The sequence below is a fragment of the Rhodoferax sp. GW822-FHT02A01 genome, from assembly GCF_038784515.1.
GTDB lineage: Bacteria > Pseudomonadota > Gammaproteobacteria > Burkholderiales > Burkholderiaceae_C > Allorhodoferax.
Genome location: NZ_CP152376.1, coordinates 1449303 through 1467508, shown reverse-complemented (window position 1 = coordinate 1467508; position 18206 = coordinate 1449303). Strand labels below are relative to the sequence as shown.

Annotated in this window: 18 protein-coding genes; 5 read left to right on the top strand and 13 right to left on the bottom strand. The window is 60.8% G+C overall.

The genetic code is table 11. The features are described 5' to 3' along the window. The first annotated feature begins 25 nt into the window (after positions 1-25). The 4 genes from AAGF34_RS06875 to AAGF34_RS06860 all read left to right on the top strand — a co-directional run bounded on the left by AAGF34_RS06875 (position 26) and on the right by AAGF34_RS06860 (position 2954). Complete coding sequence (locus AAGF34_RS06875) at positions 26-817, top strand: murein L,D-transpeptidase (RefSeq protein WP_342619872.1); 792 nt, start codon at positions 26-28, stop codon at positions 815-817. 89 nt (positions 818-906) lie between these two features. Then, positions 907-1284 (top strand): PilZ domain-containing protein, encoded by a 378-nt coding sequence (locus AAGF34_RS06870; protein ID WP_342619871.1) that lies wholly within the window; start codon positions 907-909, stop codon positions 1282-1284. A 74-nt stretch (positions 1285-1358) separates the two neighbouring features. After that, positions 1359-2552, top strand: a complete 1194-nt coding sequence (locus tag AAGF34_RS06865) for a GGDEF domain-containing protein (RefSeq protein ID WP_342619870.1) — start codon at positions 1359-1361, stop codon at positions 2550-2552. Between the two features lie 108 nt (positions 2553-2660). Continuing rightward, positions 2661-2954: a diguanylate cyclase gene (locus AAGF34_RS06860; RefSeq protein WP_342619869.1), complete on the top strand. Its 294-nt coding sequence runs from the start codon at positions 2661-2663 to the stop codon at positions 2952-2954. Between the two features lie 26 nt (positions 2955-2980). On the opposite strand, the gene AAGF34_RS06855 is transcribed toward AAGF34_RS06860, so the two are convergent. Further along, positions 2981-4024, bottom strand: a complete 1044-nt coding sequence (locus tag AAGF34_RS06855) for a nitronate monooxygenase (protein WP_342619868.1) — start codon at positions 4022-4024, stop codon at positions 2981-2983. Between the two features lie 495 nt (positions 4025-4519). On the opposite strand from AAGF34_RS06855, the gene AAGF34_RS06850 reads away from it, so the two are divergent. Continuing rightward, on the top strand, positions 4520-5809 hold the full coding sequence (locus AAGF34_RS06850) for a diguanylate cyclase (protein ID WP_342619867.1): 1290 nt from the start codon (positions 4520-4522) through the stop codon (positions 5807-5809). Positions 5810-5839: 30 nt separating this feature from the next. Here the strand turns inward: AAGF34_RS06850 and fusA are convergent, their stop codons facing one another. From fusA to AAGF34_RS06790, 12 genes are all read right to left on the bottom strand, one after another. Then, complete coding sequence (gene fusA, locus AAGF34_RS06845) at positions 5840-7939, bottom strand: elongation factor G (protein WP_342619866.1); 2100 nt, start codon at positions 7937-7939, stop codon at positions 5840-5842. Positions 7940-8036: 97 nt separating this feature from the next. Then, complete coding sequence (locus tag AAGF34_RS06840) at positions 8037-8792, bottom strand: SDR family oxidoreductase (protein WP_342619865.1); 756 nt, start codon at positions 8790-8792, stop codon at positions 8037-8039. 105 nt (positions 8793-8897) lie between these two features. Continuing rightward, a complete protein-coding gene (locus AAGF34_RS06835; protein WP_342619864.1) occupies positions 8898-9206 on the bottom strand; it encodes a RidA family protein in 309 nt (102 codons plus the stop codon). A gap of 42 nt (positions 9207-9248) precedes the next feature. Further along, a complete protein-coding gene (locus tag AAGF34_RS06830; protein ID WP_342619863.1) occupies positions 9249-11981 on the bottom strand; it encodes an EAL domain-containing protein in 2733 nt (910 codons plus the stop codon). 57 nt (positions 11982-12038) lie between these two features. Continuing rightward, positions 12039-12917 carry an HDOD domain-containing protein gene (locus tag AAGF34_RS06825; protein ID WP_342619862.1) on the bottom strand — a complete coding sequence of 293 codons (879 nt, stop codon included), beginning with the start codon at positions 12915-12917 and terminating at the stop codon, positions 12039-12041. A gap of 50 nt (positions 12918-12967) precedes the next feature. Further along, the gene (locus AAGF34_RS06820) at positions 12968-13771 is read right to left on the bottom strand and encodes a PhnD/SsuA/transferrin family substrate-binding protein (protein ID WP_342619861.1); all 804 of its coding nucleotides are present in this window, start codon (positions 13769-13771) and stop codon (positions 12968-12970) included. Positions 13772-13773: 2 nt separating this feature from the next. After that, on the bottom strand, positions 13774-14721 hold the full coding sequence (locus AAGF34_RS06815; protein WP_342619860.1) for a fatty acid desaturase: 948 nt from the start codon (positions 14719-14721) through the stop codon (positions 13774-13776). 63 nt (positions 14722-14784) lie between these two features. Continuing rightward, complete coding sequence (locus AAGF34_RS06810) at positions 14785-15228, bottom strand: YeeE/YedE family protein (protein WP_342619859.1); 444 nt, start codon at positions 15226-15228, stop codon at positions 14785-14787. Then, positions 15225-15653 carry a YeeE/YedE family protein gene (locus tag AAGF34_RS06805; RefSeq protein ID WP_342619858.1) on the bottom strand — a complete coding sequence of 143 codons (429 nt, stop codon included), beginning with the start codon at positions 15651-15653 and terminating at the stop codon, positions 15225-15227. Before AAGF34_RS06805 ends, AAGF34_RS06810 begins: the two co-directional genes overlap by 4 nt. Before the next feature lie 77 nt (positions 15654-15730). Continuing rightward, positions 15731-16660: a CysB family HTH-type transcriptional regulator gene (locus AAGF34_RS06800; protein WP_342619857.1), complete on the bottom strand. Its 930-nt coding sequence runs from the start codon at positions 16658-16660 to the stop codon at positions 15731-15733. After that, positions 16657-17952, bottom strand: coding sequence for an aminotransferase class I/II-fold pyridoxal phosphate-dependent enzyme (locus tag AAGF34_RS06795; RefSeq protein ID WP_342619856.1), 1296 nt, complete (start codon positions 17950-17952; stop codon positions 16657-16659). The genes AAGF34_RS06800 and AAGF34_RS06795 overlap by 4 nt, the downstream gene beginning before the upstream one ends. A gap of 12 nt (positions 17953-17964) precedes the next feature. Then, positions 17965-18180: a TOBE domain-containing protein gene (locus AAGF34_RS06790; protein WP_342619855.1), complete on the bottom strand. Its 216-nt coding sequence runs from the start codon at positions 18178-18180 to the stop codon at positions 17965-17967. Between the last annotated feature and the right edge of the window lie 26 nt (positions 18181-18206).

The following is an 18206-nucleotide window of genomic DNA, read 5'->3' as shown; positions in this document are numbered from 1 at the left end:
GCGCCCACCTGGGGGAGAATAGGGAATGATTCGACGCAGCCTGCTGCTTGCACTTTGCTGCACCCTCGTGCACGCGCAACCGGTGCCACCGTCTGACGCCACGCTGAATGCCTGGTCGTTGCGATTCACCAATGAGGTGGACCACCAGTTGCAGGTGCCTTCAGATGTTCAGAAGCGCTATACCGATATGCTCGCCCAGGAGTTGGGGGAGTCGCATATGCGCAATGCCCCGCCACAAGCCTACGTGCTGGTGGATCGCAGTGCCTTTGTACAGGCCGCCTTTGTCGTGGTGCGCACGTCTGCCGGTTGGCATTGGCTGGGCGCCACGGCGGTTTCCACCGGCAAGATCGGCACATATGAGCACTTTCTGACACCCTTGGGGGTCTTTGCGCATACCCTGGACAACCCGGATTTCCGGGCCGAAGGCACCTACAACCAGAACAAGATCCGTGGCTATGGCTTGAAAGGGATGCGGGTGTTTGATTTCGGCTGGCAGACGGCCCAGCGGGGCTGGGGTGACGATGGCGAGAGCCAGATGCGCTTGCAGATGCATGCAACCGACCCGAATGGGCTGGAGGCGCGACTGGGCAGCGTGCAATCCGAGGGCTGCGTGCGCATACCGGCCAGTCTCAACCGCTTTCTGGACCGCTACGGCGTGCTTGACGCCCAATACGAAGAGGCCGCAGCCAGCGGCAAGAAGCTTTGGATACTGCGTTCAGACCGGCAGACGATGCCCTGGCCGGGGCGTTATCTGGTGGTAGTGGATTCGGGTGCGACCGAACGCCCGGTCTGGTCCCCCAAGCCGGGCAAGCGTTGATTCAGCCCGATCGGCGCGCGGGATGACTGCGCCATTGTCTATTCGGCGCCGCAAGGGTAACCTGAGGGCTTCAATAGCAAGAGCCCACCATGAAACACAATCCGGTCCAAAGCATGCGCAAGTTTGTGCGCATTCCGTTCGATGCAGATGTCCTGCTCAGGGTGCAAGACAAGTCCATCAAGGTCCAGCTGATCGACATCTCCATCAAGGGTGCGCTGGTGCAGGGCGACGGTAGCGAGACGTTCCAGCTAGACGAAAAATGCCGGCTGAAACTGCCCATGGCCCAGGACGGAGAGGGCATTGTGATGGCAGGACGCATTGCCCATTTGAAAGGTCCGCTGATCGGTATTGAATGCACCGAAATCGATGTCACCAGCCTGACGCGTCTGCGGCGCCTCATCGAATTGAACAGCGGCGATCCCAGCCTGATGAATCGCGAGATTCGGCACCTGTTTGGTGACCATTGATTTGCTGCACTGCGAAATACGCAGTGTTGTCGTAGACGCTTTTGGCATGGGCAGCTCATGCCATACTTGAAGCGATGCGGTTGAACGTACCTAATAAGTGGGCAGGATTTGCGGTTGCCGCCTTGGCGCAACTCGCCATCCTGTGTGCTGTTCTGGTGACGCTTTCCCGTCTGGGGCAGGGCTTTGCAGTAACGACCACGGCCATCATGGGCAGCCTGGTCGCGGTCAATGCGGGTGGGGTGCTGATTTACCGGTACGTTCGGCAGCTGGAAGAGTCCTCACGCCGCGCCAGCTTGTTGGCCGAGATGAACGTGAAGGTCAATCGTGAGATCCTCTTGAACGAGGACATTGAACTCATTTACCGCACGATCCTCAATTATTTGTTCAGCGTATTCCCCAGTGCCACCACCGGCTCCATCCTGATTCTGGGCGAAGATGGATGTCTGACCTTTGTTGCCTCCAGAGGGTTCACCGAAGAGTTTGTCAGCAACTTCCACCTCAAGCTGGAAGACTGCTTTCTGTACCAGTTGACCGGGGGCCAAATTGAGGAGGCACGCCTGATCACCGGGCAGGATTTCAAGCACATCGAAACGGTCATCAAACCGGGTGAGTGGGAATACAAGTCTGTCATCAGCGCACCACTCTTCGTGGGCGACCGGCTGTTTGGACTGCTCAATCTCGATTCCCCGGTGACCGGCACCTATGACGTCAAGGACGTGGAGATCGTGGAGCGCTTTTGCACCCAGATCGAGGTGGGTTTGCTGGCGCGCGAGCGCTACACCGCCAACATCAAGCGCTATCAGGTGGACTCGCTTACAGGGCTGTTGACCCGTCGCTACTTTGACGATCTGTTCCGGATTACGCTAGACCGTTCCCTTAGGCACCAGGAGCCTTTTGTCGTCGCGTTGTTTGACGTGGACGGACTCAAGCACGTGAACGATACATCCGGCCATCTCGCGGGTGACCGGATGCTGCTGGCCATAGCCAACGCCTTGCGCGCGTCCTGCCGCAACTCGGACATCATGGGCCGTTTTGGCGGCGACGAGTTCATCGCCAGCTACCACCTGACCAAGGCGGAGACCATGGAAAAGAACATCGCCGGCATTCTTGCCCGTTTGCGTGCCAAGCCCATGCGTTTTGGCGATGCGGAACACAGCCTCTCCTTCAGCTTTGGACTCGCCAGCTTTCCGGAAGACGGGACCGATGCGCAGTCACTCATCGCCAGCGCCGACAAGCGACTCTATGCGATGAAAACCGCCACCAGATGAACGCCCTGAAGCAGCGCAAGAAGAACCAGCTGTATGTGTCGCCGCCCTTCATCAGCGCGCTGCGTGACATCACCCAGCATCTGCAGGCGGATGAGGAAATCCGGCGGCTTGCCCAACCGCACTCTGCTGCTGGCCCGGCTCAAGGAGTCGAGCATCGACTGCGATCGCCGCGGCAGCTGGGGCTCTCTGCTGTATATCGATCTGGATCACTTCAAGACCTTGAACAGCACGCTGGGGTATGACATGGGAGACCTGCTGCTCAAGCAGGTTGCTTTTGGAGCATCTCACCTTGGTCGTCAACGCCAGTTCCTGGCCGCGTCAGGTTGCCACGCCTGCCAGGGCTACCTGTTTGGCAGGCTCTTGCCGATTGACGCCTTTGAAGCCTACGTGCTGAACACCTGAAGACCGATACCTGTTCCGTGTCGCGCCTACGCTGGCAATGCGCTGACCAGCTCGGCGGTAATTTCCGCAGCGGACTTCTCCACGCATCCGCTGGTGTTCTGCCCGGCCCAAAGCGGTGAGAACGCGCCCGATTGCCGTGCTTCCGCGTATGCGCGCAAAGGGGCGATAGCGCCGCCAGCCAGGGGGAAGGCCGGCGCATGGGCGCTGATGTTCCCCAACTCCCGCATGACGCGGTTCACGATGCCGCGCGCCGGGCGACCGGTGAAGATGTTGGTCAACGCGGTGTGTACCGCTTCATCGCTTTTCAAGGCGGCGCGGTGCACAGCGCTGGTGCGGGCTTCATGTGCCAGCAGGTAGCTGGTTCCCACCTGCACGCCGGCTGCGCCCAACGCCATGGCCGCCTTGACGCCGCGCACATCGGCAATGCCGCCAGCCGCAATCACCGGCACGCGCACGCGTGCTGCCAACTGCGGCAGCAAGGCCATGGTGCCCACCTGCGTGCTGAGGTCATCCGAGAGAAAAATGCCCCGGTGTCCTCCGGCTTCCAGCCCTTGCGCGACGATGGCGTCTGCCCCATGGGCCTCCAGCCAGACAGCCTCTTCCAGCGTGGTTGCCGAAGATAGAACCTTGGTGCCCCAGGCCTTGACGCGTGCCAGCAATTGTGGCGTGGGCAGGCCGAAGTGGAAGCTGACCACCGGTGGCTTGAATTCCTCCAGCAAATCCGCCAGTTCGGCGCTGAAGGGCTGCCGCTGGGAGCCTGCGGTGATGCCTGCCGGGTCGATGTCAAATTCCCGGTAATAGGGCATCAGCGCTTCTTGCCACTGCGCCTCTCTTTGTGTAGAAACCTGGGGTGGGGTGTGGCAGAAGAAATTGACGTTGTAGGGCTTGTCCGTACCGCTACGAATGGCCGTGAGTTCGCTACGAATCTGTGCCGGCGACAGCATGGCGCATGGGAGGGACCCCAGAGCTCCGGCATTCGACACAGCGATGGCCAGCGCGCTGTCTTGCACACCTGCCATGGGTGCCTGTATCAGCGCGTATCGGATACCGAGCAATTCTGTGAGATGCATAAGCGGGTTCGGGGTTGAGAGCCTTCAGGTCCTGTAATTTATCTGCATCGCAGTACTGCGACTCAGGATGAGGTCAATCGCTTGGAGACGCCGTCTTTCCATTGCCAATGACCATTTCATTTTTGAAATATGTGAATATTTAGCATTCAATCGCACGTGCGCAGAAATATTGCAGGGCGAATTGCTTCGACTTTGCTTTGGCAGGGGGCAAGACGCTATCGGCACAGTTTATGCAATGCAGCCAGCAATATTGCAGCGCGGATGCGCTAAGCACGGCTTTGCATAGGTATGCAACATAATCCGTCATCAGAAAAATATTGGTAAATATGGATAACTATTTGCCGATAAGATGCGATTGGGCCTTCGGGCCGGAGAAAATGAAATATCGAACGCAGGCCGGTCACCTGTGCATTCGCTTGGCGGTATCAACTATTTTGGTGTCATATTGAACTACGCGGCGCACAGTATCCGGGCTTCAGGTGATTCAGAGTGAATATGAATGCCACGGATGTAAACCACAGACAAGTCATCGAAACTTCACTGGACGGCTACCTGCATATTTCCAGGGCAGGCGTGGTGGTTGACGTCAACGCCGCCTTCTGTGCGCTTTCCGGTTACCCGCGTGAAGAGCTGGCGGGCTTGCATATTTCCGCATTCGATAGCCATGCCCTGGAGGCGAATGCCAACGCAACACTTGTTGATGGTGCAAAAGGGCGGCGCTTCGAAACCATTCTTCGGCGCAAGGATGGAACCCTGTGGAATGCGGACGTATCCATGGCCCTTGCGGACGACAACGGGCAGGAGATGTTTGGCTTCTTTCGCGACATATCCGATCGCAAGAAGGTCCATGCCGAACTGCGCGAACAAGGCGAGTTCTTCCGCCTGATCACCGAAAACCTGGACGGCTTTGTTGCCGTGCTCGACCTCAAGGGCGTGCGCGTCTACAACAGTCCTTCCTACCGGCGCCTGCTGGGCCCCGGTGACTCCGCAGGGACGTTTTCCTTTCTGGAAATACACCCCGAAGACCGTGAGCGCGTGGAGCAGGCATTCCAGGAAGTCGTCACCACCGGTGTGGGGCGCCACCTGGAATACCGCTTCATGCTGCCCAACCACAAGGACGTGCGCTACATGGAATCGCGCAGCGGCGTCATCCGCGATGGCACGGGCAAGGTCAAGAATGTGGCGGTCGTTTCGTTTGACATCACCGAGCGCAAGGCAAAGGACGAGCGAGTGCATGACATGGCGTTCAACGATGTCTTGACCGGCCTGCCGAACCGCCGTCTGATGCTGGATCGCCTGAAACAGTCCATGGCAGCAAGCAAGCGGAGTTACTTCTACAACGCCCTGATATTCATCGACCTGGACAATTTCAAACCCATCAACGACCTGCACGGCCATGCCGTGGGGGATTTGCTGTTGATCGAAGTAGCCAATCGACTCAAACGCCTGATGCGCGCCGAAGACACCGTGGCGCGCATTGGCGGCGATGAATTCGTGGTGATCCTGAGCGCGCTGAGTATGGACGAAGCCGAATCGGCCTCACTGGCCCGCGCCATTGCGGGAAAAATCTGCAACACCATATCGCAGCCCTACCAGCTGCAGATTGAAGCCGATGGGGATGTGGGCAATCTGGTCGAGCACCACTGTTCTGCCAGTGTGGGCATTGCCATGTTTTTGGGCCATGAAACCAGACCCGATGACATCCTGAACTGGGCAGACCGGGCCATGTACCAGGCCAAGGAGGCCGGGCGCAATGCCATCCGCTTCCACCAGCCGGTGAACTGAACCGCGATCGCCAGACCGCGGTTCAGCCGCTCACTTTTGCCGACTGGAAATGATCGCGTCCGCCACGTTCTTGGGCGCGTCGCTGTAGTGCTTGAACTCCATGGTGTACGTTGCACGCCCCTGGGACATGGAGCGAAGCGTCGTGGAATAGCCGAACATCTCGGACAGTGGCACTTCTGCCTTGATGACCTTGCCACCGCCCGGCACATCGTCCATGCCTTGCACCATGCCGCGCCGTGACGACAGATCGCCCATGACGTTGCCGGCATAGTCTTCCGGCGTTTCCACTTCCACTGCCATCATGGGTTCCAGAATGACCGGCGTCGCCTTGCGGCAGCCGTCCTTGAAGCCCAGGGATGCAGCCATCTTGAAGGCGTTTTCATTGGAGTCCACCTCGTGGTAGGAGCCAAAGGTCAGCGTGACCTTGACGTCCACCACCGGGTAGCCTGCCAGCACGCCGTTGGGCAGTGAATCCTCAATGCCCTTCTTCACCGCGGGTATGAACTCGCGCGGCACCACACCACCCTTGATGGCATCGACAAACTCGAAGCCCTTGCCCGGCGCCTGTGGCTCCACCGTCAGTACCACATGGCCGTACTGCCCCTTGCCGCCGGACTGGCGCACGAACTTGCCTTCCACATCCGAGACGGACTTGCGTATGGTCTCGCGGTAGGCAACCTGGGGCTTGCCCACGCTGGCCTCTACACCGAATTCGCGCTTCATGCGGTCCACGATGATTTCCAGGTGCAGCTCGCCCATGCCGGAGATGATGGTCTGGCCGGACTCTTCGTCGGTGCGCACGCGGAAGGACGGGTCTTCCTGCGCCAGGCGGCCCAAGGCAATACCCATCTTTTCTTGGTCGGCCTTGGTCTTGGGCTCCACCGCCTGTGAGATCACGGGCTCGGGGAAGACCATCTTCTCCAGCGTGATCACGCTTTCCGGGTCGCACAGCGTCTCGCCGGTGGTGACTTCTTTCAGCCCGACACAGGCGGCAATGTCACCGGCCAGGATCTCCTTGATCTCCTCGCGCTGGTTGGCGTGCATCTGCAGAATGCGGCCTATGCGTTCCTTTTTGCCCCGTATCGGGTTGTAGACCGAGTCGCCCGACTTCAGCACGCCGGAATACACGCGCACAAAGGTGAGCTGGCCCACATACGGGTCCGTCATCAGCTTGAAGGCCAGTGCGGAAAACTTTTCGTCGTCGGCGGCGCGGCGCACGGTGGGTTGGTCATCGGCGTCGGTGCCGGGCACGGGTGGAATGTCCACCGGAGACGGCAGGTACTCCACCACCGCATCCAGCATGGCTTGCACGCCCTTGTTCTTGAAGGCAGAGCCGCACAGCATGGGTTGCAGTTCACCAGCCAGCGTGCGCTGGCGGATGGCAGCCTTGATCTCGGCTTCGCTCAGCGTGCCGGTTTCCAGGTACTTGTTCATCAGCTCTTCGCTGGACTCGGCCGCTGCTTCCAGCAGGATGCCGTGGTACTGCTCGCAGACCTCGGCCAGGTTGGCGGGAATCTCTTCGTACTTGAAGGTCACGCCCTTGTCGGCGTCCCAGATGATGGCTTTCATCTTGACCAGATCGACCACACCCTGGAAGTGCTCTTCCGCCCCGATAGGGATCTGCAACACGATGGGGTTCGCCTTGAGCCGGTCCACCATCATCTGGCGCACGCGCAGGAAGTCGGCGCCCACCCGGTCCATCTTGTTGACGAATGCCAGGCGCGGCACCTTGTATTTGTTGGCCTGGCGCCAGACCGTCTCGGATTGCGGTTGCACGCCGCCCACGGCGTCGTACACCATGACGGCGCCGTCGAGCACCCGCATGGAGCGCTCCACCTCGATGGTGAAGTCCACGTGTCCCGGGGTGTCGATGATGTTGATGCGGTGCTCTTCCAGGTTGCCCGCCATGCCCTTCCAGAAGCAGGTGGTGGCTGCCGAGGTGATGGTGATGCCGCGCTCCTGCTCCTGTTCCATCCAGTCCATGGTGGCCGCGCCGTCATGCACTTCACCAATCTTGTGGTTCACCCCGGTGTAAAACAGGATGCGCTCCGTGGTTGTGGTCTTGCCGGCATCAATGTGGGCAGAGATGCCGATGTTGCGGTAGCGCTGGATGGGAGTCTTGCGAGCCATGGTGGTTCTCCTGTTGGAAAGATCAACAACATTGGGTCAGATGCGCGGGATGCAAGGTCTGACCGACCCGTTCCGCACGGATCATGGTAGCGGTTTGCTAAAAGGCGCTCTTCAGACAGCCGCCGTCCACCCGGAGTGCGGCGCCCGTCGTTCCGGACGAAAGCGGGCTGGCGATGTAGGCAACCATGTTGGCAATTTCCTGCGGCGTCTCGAAGAACTGCTTTTCAAATGCCTCCACGGTTGTGCCGTCGGCCTTGGCCAGGGCCTCGACGAAGTCGCCTACGCCGCGTGATCGCGTGGGCCCCGGCAGAACGCTGTTCACGGTGATGCCGGTTCCGGCTACGGACTCGGCGAGCCCCCTCGATACGGCAAGCTGTGCCGTCTTGGTCATGCCGTAGTGAATCATCTCTGCGGGAATCTGCACCGCGCTCTCGCTGGAGATGAAGATGATGCGGCCCCAGTTAGCCGCCTTCATGGCAGGCAGGCACAGGCGCGCCAACCGCACACCACTGAGCACATTGACATCGAAGAACCGCAGCCAGTCCGCGTCGTCAATGTCCTCGAAGGGCTTGGGCTCAAAGATGCCCAGGTTGTTGACCAGTATTTCAATGTCAGGATATTGGCGGACAAGCGACTCGGCCACGGCAGCCTTGCTGAGGTCACCGGCAAACCCCAGCACCTGCCCGCCGGGGCCAGCGCTGATGGTCGCCACAGCCGCGTCAACAGATGCTTGCGACCTGCCATTGACGATGACGCGTGCGCCTTCTGCGGCCAGTGCCGCAGCAATGGCATAGCCAATTCCGGCCGTGCTTCCTGAAACCAGGGCCAGTTTGCCTTTGAGTTGGAGATCCATGATGTTCCTGATGAATGGGTTTAAGGACCCAGCGGGGCCAGTCAGTACTGCATGCTATACAGCACGGACGCCCGGCGCATCAGGAGAGCCGAAAAGCCCTGCGAGTCAAACAGCGGCGCTGATCACCACTTCAATTTTCCAATCCGGCTTGGCCAATGCCGCCTGCACGGTGGCGCGCGGCGGTGTCTGGCCGGGGAAGTCGGCCAGATCGGCCAGAAAGATCTGCGTCATCAGGATCTTGCTCTTGTCGCTGCCCACGCGCGCCAGCAAGGCATCAATTGCAGCGAGAACCTGCCGGGTCTGGCCGCCGATGTCCTGGCTGCCATCTTCGGCAACCTGTCCGGCCAGATAGGCCACTCCGTTGTGAACCGCGACTTCGGACATGCGGGCTCCGACATCCAGGCGTTTGATCATGGGTTTCTCCGTGCGTTCAAAAATAAGAAAAGGCGAGTGTAGCTAGCGGCGCTCGGGCCAACCCGGATGCAACGTCCAATCTTGCATCCACAGGGCAAAGGCATCACCCGCCATCGGCCTGGCGATTCCATAACCCTGCGCCAGGTCGCAGCCGAATTGCAGCAGCAACCTGCCATGTGCCTCGGTCTCCACCCCCTCGGCAATGACTTTGCGTCCGAAGGCCTGGGCCAGACCCACCACGCCACGCAGAATGGCCTGGTCGTCCACGTTGTCCAACATGTTGCAGACAAAACTCTGGTCTATCTTCAGCATGGCCACGGGCAGCTGACGCAGATAGGTGAGTGACGAATAGCCGGTACCAAAATCGTCCAGCGCGAATTCCACGCCCATATCCTTGCATGCCTGAATGACGGTAGTGACTTGCTGCATGTCCCGCAGGGCACTGGTTTCCAGGATCTCAATTTGCAGATTGCCGGGTTTGACGCTGGGGTAACGCGCCAGTATCCGTTGAAGACGTTGCAGGAAATCGCACTGCTGCAACTGGATGGCACCCACGTTGACACTCACCGGTATCTCGAAGCCCTGGCTCAGCCAGACCAGGTGCTGGCGCAGCGCTGCATCTATCACCCATTCGCCGATGTCCACGGAAATCGGACTCTCCTCCGCCGATGACAGGAACTCCCCAGGCGCAAGCAAGCCGCGTTCAGGGTGCTGCCAGCGGATCAGGGCTTCTGCGCCAATGACGGTGCCCGTGCGCATGTTCACCTTGGGCTGGAAGTGCAGCACATATTCGGACTGCGCCAAGGCCAGGCGCATGCGCTCCAATATGTCGAAGTGCACGCGTATCTCGCTGTCGTGGCGGAAATCGAATACGTGGTAGCGGTTCTTGCCAGCCACTTTGGCCTGGTACATGGCCTGGTCGGCCTGTCGCAGGAGTTGCTCGGCATCCAGCTCCGCCTCCTGCGGGAATACGGTGATGCCGACACTGGTGGATATGCGAAGCACCCGCTCTTCCAGATGGAAAGGCTCGGTCGCCGCGGCAATCAACCGGGAAATCAGTGGCATCACCGACTCCGTGTCCACAAAGTCCGTGAGCACGGCCACAAACTCGTCACCACCAATGCGCGCCAGCGTGTCACCATCGCGCAGGTGGGCCACCAGCCGCTGGCCCAGGGCCTGCAGTAGAGCGTCTCCCACTTCATGGCCGTAGCTGTCATTCACCCGTTTGAAATCATCCAGATCCAGATAGGCAATCAACACCTTCTGCCCGCGCCGCTGGCATTGGGCCATGGCTTGGTGCAGCCGGTCGGCCAACAGCAGCCGGTTGGGCAGTCCGGTCAAAACGTCGAAGTGCGCTACGTGCTCCAGTTCAGACTGGTACTTCTTGAGCGCCGTGATGTCGGAGAACAAGGCCACATATTGCACCACCTGACCGGTCGGGCCGCGCACGGCACTGATGGTGAGAAGCTCTGCATACTCTTCGCCATCCTTGTGGCGGTTCCACACCTCGCCGGTCCAGAATCCCAGTTCCAGCAAACGGGTCCACATGACGTTGTAGAACTCCTTGCTTTGTCGCCCGGAACTCAGGAATCTCGGGTTCCTTCCCAGGACTTCCTCACGGGAATAGCCGGTGACGCGTGCAAAGGCCTGATTGACATCGATGATGGCCCCTTCGGCGTCCGTTACCACGATGCCTTCACGTGCATGGTTGAACACCAGGCCGGCAAGCTCCAGTTGTTTTTCGGCCAGATAGCGGTCCGTGACGTCCCGCGCAATGAAGATGAAGCGCTTGCTGTTCTGTGTTCCCGTGGCCATGGGCGCAACCGAGAGGTCGAACCAGCGTGTACCTTGTGCCAGATCGAGCGAATACCGCTTGCCGGAAGAGAATCCGGTTCGCGATGCCTCGTCTATGGCGGCTCTGCACACAGCGCAGGCCTCGGGCGGCAGCACCTCGTCAAACCGCTTTCCAAGAAAAGCCTCCGGTGGTGCAGCCAGCAGATCCCTGCTGTGTGAGTGGTACTGGAATATGTAACCCTGTTCGCTGACCTCAAACAGCAGATCCGGCAATGCATCCAGGGTGGCCTGCAAGGTGTTGGTAGTCTCTGTGATCCGGGCCTGCGCCCACATCAGGGTGGATATGTCTTGCAGCGTCCCCGTCAATCGAGCCGGATTATCTTGCGCATCGCGCGTCACCTTGCCCAGCGCGCGGATCCAGCGGATTTCCTTGTCAGAGTGGCGGACGATCCGGTACTCCCGATCAAACGGTTTTCCTGCCTGCAGTACCTGTTCGGTGAAGTAGGCAAGCAATGCAGGCCAGTCGTCGGGGTGTACCAGGCCGCTCCAGCTCTCCAGCGTGCGCTCGAAGTCCCGGGGAATGCCAAGTACCTCATCGCAGATATCGGAGGAAGTCCAGCGCCCCGATGCAATGTCCAGCTCATAGCTTCCCAGTCCGGCGATGTGTTGCGCCTCCAGCAGCAGGTGCTGGCTGCGGTTGAGCTCGTCTTCGCGCAGCTTCAGTTGCTCCAGGGACTTTTCGTAGTTGCCGATCAGGCGGGAAATCAGTGTGAAAAGCAAGAGCGCAGTGACGCCCACAAACAGCCAGCCTTTGAACAAGCCGATCATGGCGACCACTTTGGCGTCGGAGAACATCGAGCCGACCAGCGTGTCGGACAGCAGAATCCACAACGCTGCGAAGATTGTGTAGACAGCTACGATTCGCCAAGCGGACTCCTGCTCCTGGCCGGAGGGTTTTTCAGAGGTTGTAGGCACTCCCATGGTGCGACTCTAAAGCAATCGCACCGGTTTCCGACAGAGCACAAATACCGAGTAGGGTTACTCCATGCCGAGGGCAAACGTATCGGTCAATTGTTCAATCCACTCCTCGACTTCGGCCGGTTCCATGGACAGCGTGCTGGGGACGTAGTCACCACCCTTGAGCCACTCCACGTTGGAATGCATCTGGGCATAGCGCTGGATGGCCTCCTCGGCCACGATGTTCAGCGAGATTAATCGCACCACTTCCAGCGGTGCCTGCGGGTCCAGAAACACGTGGTAGTCGTGGTGCATGCGGATGGCCAGTGCGACGTGCTTGGATAGTCCCCAGGTCCTCACCATCAGCGCGCCAATAAGGGCGTGGTCGGTGTTATGGGCTTCATGTTCCACGGCGGTAAAGGAGCGCTCGCTGTCCTCGTTCGCAATGCGCAGAGTCTGGGTATAGCTTGGGAAGCGCTGCATCAGCAGTGGAATGCCGACGTCGCAGAACAGGCCGAAGGTCTGGGCCAATCCCACATCCACCACACCGGTGGCCTTGGCCATATGGGCCATGGCCTGGGCGCGTCGGGCCGACGTGTCGTAGAAACGGCCCAGGAAATTGCTGTCACCCTTGAGCAGGTTGCGCATGGCCAGGGCTGTCACCAGGTTTTCCAGTTGCTTGAGCCCGATCAGGTTGACGGCCTGTTCCACTGATTCGGCCTTGCGACTCAAGCCATACATGGGGGAATTCACGGTCTTCAGAACGGCGACCGTCAGGCCAACGTCCTGGCCCACGATCTGGGCAATGCGACGCATGTCCGGTTCAGGCCACGCCATCTCTTCCTGCATCTGCTGAACCACCAGCGGGCGCGGTGGAATGGGAATTCCCTTGATGCCACCTGCATGGGCGGCGGAGTTCATTTGTTCTTCTGCGCCAAACACTGTCGCGACTGCAGCCATCGTTCCTCCCAGAACTTGTTCTTTGCTCAGGCGCTATCGTATGCCATTCGTCAAAGGTCTCGCACGCCGTGGAGTAAAGCTTGCTCCTGCATCGTCACACACATCTGGTAGTGCGATCTGTCGGTCACTTCAAAGCCGCTGATCAGTAGCGGCTTGCGCAGCGCGGCATAGGCCGCATCGTGCGCCAGGGTGTGCAGGCCTTTGCGCAAGGCTTGCAGCACTGCCGGCGGAGTTTCCAGCGCAGTGATCAAGGGCAGGCCGGGGTAGGGTTGGGTTTGCTCAAACACGCGCAGCTGCGTGCCAAGTGATGGGTTGCTGCGCTGCCAGTGCGCCCAGCTGACCGGGTCTATGGAGGCCATATCCGCCTGTCCCGTACGCACCGCTTCTATGGAGCGGTAATGCGAGCCGGTATGGAGCGCCTTGTCAAAGAACGGCCTCTGCGTGGTGGTGGTAGCCACCAGTGCGCGCAAGGCGTTGTAGCCGGATTGTGAGATGGTGTCGTTGAAGGCCACGGTGCTGCCGGCAAATTCCGCCAGCGTCTGGCGCACATCGTCTGCGCGGCAAATGAGCTGGCTGCGGCAATAAATGCCCTGCGCGCCCACCGCCTCATAGGCAAACGTGCCCACCAGTTGCACCCGCCCCTTGAGCATGGTGACGAAGGGGTAGCCACAGGCCTGGCTGAGCAACAGGTCACTCTCCAGCCATTGGGCATGAACGTCTTCGGGCCAGCGCAATGCGGCAGGGATGTCATATCCGGCGCATGCAGCATCCGTACGCAACAGTCCGGCCAGCGCCGCCCAGAAGGCCTCTACCGCCTCGCGCGGCGGGAAGTACATGGGCAATGCTGCCTGCATGCTCAGGGCTTGGCTGGCACGCGTTTGGGGGCGGTGCGCTTGGGTGCCGTGGCGGGAGCGGCCAGCACCGGATTGTCAACCGGCTTGAAGGCGAAGTTGCGAATCAGGTAGAGGTAGCCCGGCAGCACAAAGCCGCCGTTGCGCTCCTGGTAGGCGGCGCGGTCCGCCCGGTACAGCGCGGGAATCTTGTACCACTGCACGCCAGGGTAGGCGTGGTGCACCACGTGGAAGTTGTTGTTGAGGTAGAGCAGCCGCCAGGGCAGCGCGGCCTCGTTGATCACGGTGCGGTGTGCGGGCAAGACGCCGGGGCGGTGCTCGTACAACGAACGCAGCATGGCCAGGCCCAGTGCCGGGTAGGCAATGCCAAAGCAGTAGTGCCACACCGGGATGCGGGTGTACTGGTCCAACAGCCACAGCAGCAGCGCCACCAGCGGCAGGTGCAAGCTCCAGACTTTCAGTTCGGTGGTCTCGCCCTTGGCCAGGGACCGTACCAGCCGCGTCCACAGGCTCACGTTGACGATGGCCGGGCCGATGATGAAGCGGCCCAGCACGGTGCGCTGGCTCTTGTACAGCCACAGCGCCACCGGGCCCATGGTGGCGGCCTGCTCGGGGGTGATGTAGTTGCTCTCCGTATCCACACCGGGCTCGGTCAGATGCGCATCGTCATGGTGTTTGAGATGGTCCTTCTTGTAGGTGTCGAACGGATACCACACAGCCAGCGGTGGCAGGCCGATCAGCCGGTTGATGGTTTCGTTGCGCGTGGGGTGGCCGTGGGTGAGTTCGTGCTGAAAGCTCATGTACCACGCCAGCAGCACGATCAGCAGCCCGGTGGACAGCCAGGTGGGAATGCTGCCATAGGTTCCCACCAGTGCCACCCAGGACAACAGAATCACGCCCCACAACAACCAGGTGGGCCATTCGAATTCGCTGGACGGTGTGGGACGGTTCATGGGGGCTCGCTGAGTAGGTGGAATGGGCGCTTGTATCAGTTATCGGCGGTTGGCAGGTTGCGTTTAATCAATGTCGGCAGTCTGGCGGTAGTGGCTCCAGCGCTGCAGTGCGGCGCCGGCGATGATACTGGGCACCACCCAGAGCGCCTCCGGGTTGTTGAGGCCGCCAGAAGCAATTGCCGGGCCTGGGCAATACCCGGACAGGCCCCAGCCGATACCGAACAGGGCCGAGCCGATGACCAGTGGTTTGTCGATCGCACGCGCCAGCGGCAGGTGAAACACGGTGTCCCACAGGGGCGCACGGCGCTTCAGAATGAAATGGAAGACCACGGCGCTCACCACCACAGCGCCGCCCAGCACGAAGAGCAGGCTGGCGTCCCAGCTGCCTGCCACGTCCAGAAAGTTCAGCACCTTGTCGGGGTTGGTCATCTGCGCCAGCGACAGTCCTAGGCCGAACACCACGCCACTGGCCAGTGCCGCCAGATTGCGCAAGGTGGCGCGGCTCATGTGGCCAGCCCCACCAAATGCCGCACCACGAAGGTGGTCACGATGGCCACACCCAGGAAGGTGCCGGTAGCCACCAGTGAACGCACAGACAGACGCGCCAGACCGCAGACGCCGTGGCCACTGGTGCAGCCGTTAGCTTGGGCCGTTCCGTAGCCGGTCAGGAGGCCCGCCACGATGAGCAACGGCACAGGAAAGCCATGGCGCAAAGGCGTAGCTTGGCCCCAGGCGGCATACAGCACTGTGCCCAGCACCAGCCCGGCCAGGAACAGCAGACGCCAGATCTGTGTGCCTGACGGCTTGACCAGCAGACCGGTGATCATGCCGGTCACGCCGGCAATGCGGCCATTGAGCCAGAGCAGCAGGATGGCGGCCGTGCCGATCAGCAGGCCGCCGGCCAGAGCGCTCAGAGGGGTAAAGGAAGTCATGTGGGCTGAGGGTAGTTCGGATGGAAAACCGCCACTATAGGAGATGCGACCCGCTACCAGCGCTTTGGCGCCAGCAGTCAGCCGGCCTCCGCAAATGCCGCCGTCACCACTTCCCTGGTCAGGGTGGGCACGAACAGTTCCACAAAACTGTACGCGTAGCCACGTAGCCAAGCACCCTTGCGCAGACCCAGTCGGGTCACGTTCACGGTGAACAGATGGCCGGCATCCAGAATGCGCAGGGCGCGGTCGCGCTCTTCGTCCAGCGCAATGGAGGCCACGATGCCAATACCCATGCCCAGTTCGACATAGGTCTTGATCACGTCGGCGTCCATGGCGGTCAGCACCACGTCCGGCTGCAGCCCTTCGGCAGAGAAGGCATCGTCAATATGCGAGCGGCCGGTGTAACCCACCTCGTAGGTGATGATGGGATAGCGGATCAACTGCTGCAGTGTGATCGGGCCCTTTTCTTCGAGCAGCGGATGCCCGGGGGGCACGATCACGCTGTGGGTCCAGCGGTAGCAAGGCAGGGTCAGCAATTGGGCGTAGTCGCCCAGCGCTTCCGTAGCCACGCCGATGTCGGCCTCTCCCGAAATCAGCATCGCGGCCACCTGCTTGGGCGAGCCCTGGTGCAGGTGCAAGGTGACCTTGGGGAAGCGATCGCGAAAGTCCTTCACCACCTGCGGCAGGGCATAGCGTGCCTGCGTGTGGGTCGCGGCCACCGTGAGTTGGCCTTCCATCTGCGCCGTGAAGTCCTGGCCGGCGCGCTTGATGTTCTCGGCGTCCAGCAGCAGCCGCTCCACGATGGGCAGAATGGCCACGCCCGGGGGCGTGAGGCCGGTCAGGCGCTTGCCCGCGCGCACGAAGATTTCCACCCCCAGCTCTTCCTCCAGTTCACGGATCTGGCGGCTCACGCCGGGCTGCGACGTGAACAGCATGTGCGCCACTTCGGTCAGGTTGAAATTGCAGCGCACGGCCTCGCGCACGGAGCGCAGTTGTTGAAAGTTCATGTCGCTCCCAGTGCCTGCTCCAGATCGGCCAGCAGGTCGTCAATGTGTTCAATGCCCACCGACAGGCGCACCGCGTCTTCCGGCACGCCGGACTTGGTCAGCTCTTCAGCCGACAGTTGGCGGTGCGTGGTGGAAGCCGGGTGGGTGGCCAGTGACTTGGTGTCGCCGATGTTGACCAGGCGGGTGAAGACCTGCAGCGCATCGAGGAAGGCCGCACCGGCTTCACGGCGTTTGCCTTCGGGTGCCTTCACGCCAAAGGTCAGCAGACCGGAAGGTTTGCCACCCAGGTACTTCTGCGCCAGGGCATGGTCCGGGTGCTCGGGCAAACCGGCGTAGTTCACCCAGCTCACCTTGGGATGCTTTTGCAGGAACTGGGCTACCGCGCTGGCATTGCTTGTGATGCGCTCCATGCGCAGCGCCAGGGTCTCGATGCCTTGCAGGATCTGGAAGGCGTTGAACGGCGAAATGGCAGCTCCCATATTGCGCAGCGGCACCACGCGGGCGCGGCCGATGTAGGCGGCAGGGCCCAGGGCTTCGGTGTAGATCACGCCGTGGTAGCTCACGTCGGGTTCGTTCAGGCGCTTGAAGCGTGCCTTGTTTTCAGCCCACGGGAACTTGCCCGAGTCCACGATCGCACCGCCAATGCTGGTGCCGTGGCCGCCCAGGTATTTGGTGAGCGAGTGCACCACGATGTCGGCTCCATGCTCGATGGGGCGCAGCAGGAAGGGGGACGCCACCGTGTTGTCCACGATGAGCGGCACGCCATGGCGGTGCGCAATCTCGGCCACGCGCGCGATGTCGGTCACATTGCCTTGCGGGTTGCCCAGCGATTCCACAAAGATCGCCTTGGTCTTGTCGTCGATCAGCGCTTCGAAACTGTTGGGGTCGCGGTGGTCGGCGAAGCGGGTGGTGATGCCGTACTGCGGCAACGTGTGGGCAAACAGGTTGTAGGTGCCGCCATAGAGCGCCGTGCTGGAGACGATGTTGTCACCGGCCTCGGCGATGGTCTGGATGGCGTAGGTCACCGCGGCCTGGCCAGATGCCAGGGCCAGTGCAGCGATGCCACCCTCCAGCGCCGCCAGACGCTTTTCCAGCACGTCCTGCGTCGGGTTCATGATGCGCGTGTAGATGTTGCCCGGCACCTTCAGGTCGAACAGGTCGGCGCCATGCTGCGCGTTGTCGAATGCATAAGCAGCGGTCTGGTAGATGGGTACGGCCACGGCCTTGGTGGTGGGGTCGGGCGAATAGCCGGCGTGCACCGCCAGGGTTTCAAACTTGTGGGGGGTGGACATGGGGTCTCCGGTTCAGAGCTTGGCGATGGACACTTCGGTGGACTTCACCAGTGCCACGACTTCGGAACCCACGACCAGTTGCAGGTCCTTGACCGAACGGGTGGTGATGACCGAGGTCACGATGCCCCAGGGGGTTTCCACATCGACTTCGGAGACGACATCGCCGTGGATGATCTCGCGCACTTTGCCGCGGAATTGGTTGCGAACGTTGATGGCTTGAATGGACATGGGTTTCTCCTAAAAAGTCAGTTAAA

Coding starts and splice junctions, on each gene's coding strand:
- AAGF34_RS06875 (WP_342619872.1), top strand. CDS start 26: ATGATTCGACGCAGCCTGCTGCTTGCACTTTGCTGCACCCTCGTGCAC.
- AAGF34_RS06870 (WP_342619871.1), top strand. CDS start 907: ATGAAACACAATCCGGTCCAAAGCATGCGCAAGTTTGTGCGCATTCCG.
- AAGF34_RS06865 (WP_342619870.1), top strand. CDS start 1,359: ATGCGGTTGAACGTACCTAATAAGTGGGCAGGATTTGCGGTTGCCGCC.
- AAGF34_RS06855 (WP_342619868.1), bottom strand. CDS start 4,024: ATGCATCTCACAGAATTGCTCGGTATCCGATACGCGCTGATACAGGCA.
- AAGF34_RS06850 (WP_342619867.1), top strand. CDS start 4,520: ATGAATGCCACGGATGTAAACCACAGACAAGTCATCGAAACTTCACTG.
- fusA (WP_342619866.1), bottom strand. CDS start 7,939: ATGGCTCGCAAGACTCCCATCCAGCGCTACCGCAACATCGGCATCTCT.
- AAGF34_RS06840 (WP_342619865.1), bottom strand. CDS start 8,792: ATGGATCTCCAACTCAAAGGCAAACTGGCCCTGGTTTCAGGAAGCACG.
- AAGF34_RS06835 (WP_342619864.1), bottom strand. CDS start 9,206: ATGATCAAACGCCTGGATGTCGGAGCCCGCATGTCCGAAGTCGCGGTT.
- AAGF34_RS06830 (WP_342619863.1), bottom strand. CDS start 11,981: ATGGGAGTGCCTACAACCTCTGAAAAACCCTCCGGCCAGGAGCAGGAG.
- AAGF34_RS06825 (WP_342619862.1), bottom strand. CDS start 12,917: ATGGCTGCAGTCGCGACAGTGTTTGGCGCAGAAGAACAAATGAACTCC.
- AAGF34_RS06820 (WP_342619861.1), bottom strand. CDS start 13,771: ATGCAGGCAGCATTGCCCATGTACTTCCCGCCGCGCGAGGCGGTAGAG.
- AAGF34_RS06815 (WP_342619860.1), bottom strand. CDS start 14,721: ATGAACCGTCCCACACCGTCCAGCGAATTCGAATGGCCCACCTGGTTG.
- AAGF34_RS06810 (WP_342619859.1), bottom strand. CDS start 15,228: ATGAGCCGCGCCACCTTGCGCAATCTGGCGGCACTGGCCAGTGGCGTG.
- AAGF34_RS06805 (WP_342619858.1), bottom strand. CDS start 15,653: ATGACTTCCTTTACCCCTCTGAGCGCTCTGGCCGGCGGCCTGCTGATC.
- AAGF34_RS06800 (WP_342619857.1), bottom strand. CDS start 16,660: ATGAACTTTCAACAACTGCGCTCCGTGCGCGAGGCCGTGCGCTGCAAT.
- AAGF34_RS06795 (WP_342619856.1), bottom strand. CDS start 17,952: ATGTCCACCCCCCACAAGTTTGAAACCCTGGCGGTGCACGCCGGCTAT.
- AAGF34_RS06790 (WP_342619855.1), bottom strand. CDS start 18,180: ATGTCCATTCAAGCCATCAACGTTCGCAACCAATTCCGCGGCAAAGTG.